A 5,299-nucleotide genomic window follows, 5' to 3' on the forward strand; every position below is an offset into this window, starting at 1 on the left:
AACTAACCGTTATCAAATTTTGGTGGAGGTAAACGGGATCGAACCGATGACCTCTTGCATGCCATGCAAGCGCTCTCCCAGCTGAGCTATACCCCCACTTAATGACGCAAAACACTTTGTGTTTTTTGTCATCATCTGAGCCTTGAATTATAGACAGATTTTTAGCGGTTTCGCAAACGCGCTACAACTTTTTCACGCCCCACCAATTCCAGCACTGCATCGACCGAAGGCGTGTGAGCCGTGCCCACGGTCAGCACCCTCGCGGGCATGGCCAACTGAGGCATCTTGAGACCCTGGCTGGCCAGCACTTGCTTGAAGGCGGCGGCAATGGATGCCTTGTCCCATTCGCAGGTGGATAACACGTCAGCCAACGCATCCAGCGCGGGAGAGATGGCTTCGGTGACGTGCTGGGCGCGCTCGGCATCCACGGGCGTGACATCCCCATAGAAGACCTGGGCCCAGTTGGCGAGGGCCACCGTGGTGTCGCAACGGTCTTTGAACAATGCGCAAATCCGCACGAGCCGACCATCCGCCAACGCCTCGGCAGAAATACCCCGGTGCTGCAGCTGAGGCGCCACCAGCGCCGCCAGCGCTTCGTCGTCCATGGCCTTGAGGTGCTGTGCGTTCACCCAGCGCAGCTTGGCCTCATCAAACTGGGCTGCACTGCGGCCCAAGTGATCCAGGTTGAACCATTGCAGGAACTGCGCGCGGCTGAAAATTTCGTCGTCGCCGTGGCTCCAGCCCAGCCGCGCCAGGTAGTTGATCATGGCGTCTGGCAGGTAGCCTTCGTCGCGGTACTGCGTGACAGGCTTGGCGCCATTGCGCTTGCTCATCTTCTCGCCCTGCTCATTGAGCACCGTGGGCAAATGGGCATAGACCGGCGGCTCCTTGCCCAAGGCGCGGAAGATATTGATCTGGCGTGGCGTGTTGTTCACGTGGTCGTCACCCCGAATCACGTGGGTGATGGCCATGTCGATGTCGTCCACCACCACGCAGAAGTTGTAGGTGGGAGTGCCATCGGGGCGCGCAATCACCAGGTCGTCGAGTTCCTCGTTGCTGATCTCGATGCGGCCCTTGACCTTGTCGTCCCAGGCAACCACGCCGCCTTGCGGGTTCTTGAACCGCAGCACAGGTTGTACACCCTCAGGAATCGCCGGCAGAGACTTGCCAGGCTCGGGGCGCCACGTGCCGTCATAGCGCGGCTTTTCCTTGGCGGCCATCTGCTTCTCGCGCAATGCATCCAGCTCCGCAACACTCATGTAGCAGGGGTACACATGGCCCGCGGCCTGCATTTCGGCCAGCACCGCTTTGTAGCGGTCCATTCGCTGCATCTGATAGAACGGTCCTTCGTCGTGGTCCAGTCCGAGCCATGCCATGCCTTCAATGATCACATCCACTGCAGCTTGGCTCGAGCGCTCCAGATCGGTGTCTTCGATCCGCAGGATGAAGTCGCCCCCCATGGCTCGCGCAAAAGCCCAGGGATAGAGGGCCGAGCGGATGTTGCCCAGATGGATGAACCCCGTAGGGGACGGCGCAAACCGTGTGCGCACACGGCCCGAAGCAGCAGAAGAGGTAGCAGTCATTTCAATAAGTTCTGGCCCCTTGCGGGGCCAGCTTCATAGAGGTCAATTCAAAGGGTCGCCCGCCGCCGGGACACACCCAGTTCGTGTTCAGGACTCCTGCGCGTTGGGGAGCGCCAGGCGCGAGGTGTCTTCCTCCCCCTCCTCTGCTCCCACACGGCCCTCGTTCAGGCTGGCAATGCCCGCGGCGGTGATGTCGCCGGTGACGTACACACCGTCAAAGCACGATGCGTCAAAACCGGCAATGGATGCGTTGAGCGAGCCCACGGCTTTCTTCATGCCATCCACATCCTGGTAGATCAGCGCGTCGCAGCCGATCGCCTGGCGAATCTCTTCCACCGTGCGGCCGTGGGCCACGAGTTCGCTGCTGGTGGGCATGTCGATACCGTACACGTTGGGGTAGCGTACAGGAGGCGCCGCGCTGGCCAGGTACACCTTGCGGGCACCCGCATCGCGCGCCATCTGCACGATTTCGCGGCTGGTGGTGCCGCGCACGATGGAATCATCCACCAGCAGCACATTGCGGCCCTTGAACTCGCTGCCGATCACATTGAGCTTCTGGCGCACGGATTTCTTGCGCACGCCCTGCCCCGGCATGATGAAAGTGCGACCCACGTAGCGGTTCTTGACGAAGCCTTCGCGGTACGGGATGCCCAGCAGGTGCGCCAGCTGTGTGGCACTGGGGCGGCTGGACTCGGGGATCGGGATGATCACATCGATTTCGTTGGGGGGCACGGTGGAGATCACGCGCTTGGCCAGGGCTTCGCCCAGGTTGAGCCGAGCTTGGTAGACCGAGATGCCATCCAGCACGGAGTCAGGGCGAGCCAGGTAGACGAACTCGAAAATGCAAGGATTCAGCTGCGGATTTTCAGCACACTGGCTGGCATGCACCTTTCCGTCCAGCGTGATGAACACGGCTTCGCCGGGGTCGATGTTGCGCTCGAAGACATGCGAAGTGCCTTCCAGAGCGACCGACTCGCTGCCCACCATCACCGTGCCATCCTGGCTGCGGCCCAGCGCCAACGGACGGATGCCGTGCGGATCGCGGAACGCCAGCAGGCCGTGGCCCGCGATGAGCGCGATCACGGCGTACGAACCCTTAATGCGCTTGTGCACCGCCCGCACCGCAGCAAAAACATCCTCGACCTGCAGCGGCACGCCGCGGGTGGCGCGCTCCAGCTCGTGGGCGAAGACGTTGAGCAGCACCTCCGAGTCGCTTTCGGTGTTGGTGTGGCGGTGGTCCGTCTGGAACAGCTCGGTGCGCAACTCACGCGCATTGGTCAGATTGCCGTTGTGCACCAGCACGATGCCGAAGGGCGCGTTCACATAGAACGGCTGAGCCTCCTCTTCGCTGTAGGCATTGCCTGCGGTCGGGTAGCGCACCTGGCCCAGGCCGACATTGCCCGGCAGGGCGCGCATGTTGCGCGTGCGGAACACGTCGCGCACCATGCCCTTCGCCTTGTGCATGAAAAACTTGCGGCCCTGCTGGGTCACGATGCCCGCTGCGTCCTGGCCGCGGTGCTGCAAGAGCAGCAGCGCGTCATAGATCAGCTGATTGACGGGCGTTGTGCTGACGACGCCGACGATTCCACACATAGTAAGTTTCCATCCGTTTGCGGGAACAGCCCCGCGGCAACCCGGCGGCAGCAGCTTGTCGCCGCAGCCCCTCGCTATCAAGAAGGCAGATGCCTTCCAAATTCTTCCGGCAGCGCCGGTTTCAACCCCCTGAGCACCTCCGCCAGGATGGGCGCGCCCTGGGACTCCTGCCACCAGCCGGCGTCCCCCATCGGCGTCAGGCCCGCCACTACCGCAGCTGCCAGCAACAAAACCATCCCGCGCAACACCCCGAAAAGGGCTCCCAGCGCGCGGTCCGCAGGCCTCAGGCCGATCGCATCCACGAGCTTCTTGGCCAGCCAGGTCAACAAGCCGCAGGCAAACACTGCGCCAACAAACACCACCACGAAACCCGCCGCGTACCGCAGTGCCTCTGCGGACTGGCCCATGGGCAACAGCGCAGCCATGTCTTCAGCAAACCACTGGGCCACGAAAAAAGACGCCACCCACCCCATCAACGACAGAACTTCGAACACCAAGCCGCGCCAGGCGCCGATCAGCATCGACGCGAGCAGCACGGCTGCAAAAATCCAGTCGAGCGCAACCATGGATGCAGGCAGCCCCGGAGCCGCTTCAAAGCGTGAGCACCGATGCCGAAAGATCCAGCGCCTTGATCCGCGCTGCGGCCTTGTCTGCCTCGGCCCGATTGCTGAACGGCCCCACACGCACCCGAGTGCGCTTGCCGTCCTTCGTGTCCACGACCTGGGTGTAAGTTTTCATGCCCGCACGCTCCAGCTTGGTGCGGGCCTCGCGGGCCTTGTCCGCGTCTGCAAACGCACCAACCTGCACGATAAAGCGTCCTTCTTCAGCATGGGCAGTTGCCGCGGCAGCAGGTTCCGCAGACCGCCCCTCCAACAGCGCGCGGGCTCGGGCGGCATCGTCCGGACGTTGCACAGACTTGGGTTCGGCGGGAGCCGGCGGCTTGGTCTCGGGTTTGGGCTCTGGCTTGACCTCAGGCTTGGCAGAAGCCACGGGAGCAGGCTTGCTGGCCGCAGAGCGTGGCGTTTGAACGAATTCTTCACCATCGGCCAAGCCATTGCCCACGGCATTGCCACTGCGCGCGGGAGCTGGGCGCGATGCAGCCGCAGCCTCCTGCGAAGGCGCGGGGGCCGGTTTGGCAGGCGTTGGCGCCTCTGCCACCGGCGCTGGCACCACGAGCGGTGCCACCTTGTTGCGATCAGGTATTTCGATGGGGATATCGACGGGAATCGGCCGGGGCTGGGTGTCGAACAGCATGGGAAAGCCAATCACCCCCACCAGTACCAGCACGGCCGCGCCAATCAGACGATGCCGGGCGCGCCGGCGCATTACTTCGACGCTCTCCGCTTGCGGCGTGCGCGAGCGTTTGGACGGCTTTTCGGCCTGAGCTTGTTCACCCTGACCGGGCCACCGAAACTTGAAAAATGCCATGGAGTAACGACTCGTTCGGGCCTCAGAAGCTGCCTACTGGCCCAGATGTTTGGCGTGCAGGCGAGGTGTTCCGTTGATCAGTACACCGCCCACCGTGTAAAACGAGCCAAAGACCACGATTCTATCAGCGGGGTCTGCGGCGGCGACTGCGGCCTGCAGGGCTGCCATGGGGTCCGCATGCAGGCTGGAAGTGACATCGCGCCGCCCACCGGCCACCATTTGCAGGGCATTCCATTTTTGCTGCAGCACGGCCGCTGTCTCGGCACGCGGTGTGGGCAAATTGGTGAAGTACCAGCGGTCCACCAGTGGTCCGATCTTGGCCAGCATCGGCCCCAGGTCCTTGTCGGCCATGGCGCCAAACACCGCGTGTGTGGTGGGGAAGTACCCCATCGCGTCCAGGTTGGCCGTCAGGGCGGCCACCGAATGCGGGTTGTGCGCCACGTCGAGCACCAACGTTGGCTGGCCCGGCACAATCTGGAACCGCCCGGGCAGCTCGACCATGGCCAGGCCGTTGCGCACGGCCTGGGCCGTGATCGGGATGCGGTCGCGCAGGGCCTCCAGCGCGGCCAGCACGCCAGAGGCGTTGATCAGCTGATTGGCGCCCCGCAGCGACGGATACGCCAGCCCTGCATAGCGGCGGCCCCGCCCAGCCCAGCTCCACTGCTGCTTGTCGCCCGAAAAATTGAAGTCCTTTC

5 protein-coding genes and 1 tRNA gene are annotated in these 5,299 nt (G+C 63.3%); all 6 read right to left on the reverse strand.

Annotated features, from left to right (window positions below; translation table 11 throughout):
• Nucleotides 1-20: 20 nt before the first annotated feature.
• Nucleotides 21-96 (reverse strand) — tRNA-Ala (locus tag MRY84_RS09650).
• Between the two features lie 65 nt (nt 97-161).
• Nucleotides 162-1,583 carry a glutamate--tRNA ligase gene (gene gltX / locus MRY84_RS09655; protein WP_291505516.1) on the reverse strand — a complete coding sequence of 474 codons (1,422 nt, stop codon included), beginning with the start codon at nt 1,581-1,583 and terminating at the stop codon, nt 162-164.
• 87 nt (nt 1,584-1,670) lie between these two features.
• A complete protein-coding gene (gene purF / locus MRY84_RS09660; RefSeq protein ID WP_291505517.1) occupies nt 1,671-3,176 on the reverse strand; it encodes an amidophosphoribosyltransferase in 1,506 nt (501 codons plus the stop codon).
• Nucleotides 3,177-3,253: 77 nt separating this feature from the next.
• Complete coding sequence (locus MRY84_RS09665) at nt 3,254-3,742, reverse strand: CvpA family protein (RefSeq protein WP_291505518.1); 489 nt, start codon at nt 3,740-3,742, stop codon at nt 3,254-3,256.
• A 25-nt stretch (nt 3,743-3,767) separates the two neighbouring features.
• Nucleotides 3,768-4,604, reverse strand: coding sequence for an SPOR domain-containing protein (locus tag MRY84_RS09670; RefSeq protein ID WP_291505519.1), 837 nt, complete (start codon nt 4,602-4,604; stop codon nt 3,768-3,770).
• Nucleotides 4,605-4,637: 33 nt separating this feature from the next.
• The coding region (locus MRY84_RS09675) for a cyanophycin synthetase (RefSeq protein WP_291505520.1) at nt 4,638-5,299 on the reverse strand (662 nt) is incomplete at its 5' end.

Source organism: Acidovorax sp. (assembly GCF_022763525.1).
In the GTDB taxonomy this organism is placed as follows: Bacteria; Pseudomonadota; Gammaproteobacteria; order Burkholderiales; family Burkholderiaceae_C; genus Acidovorax.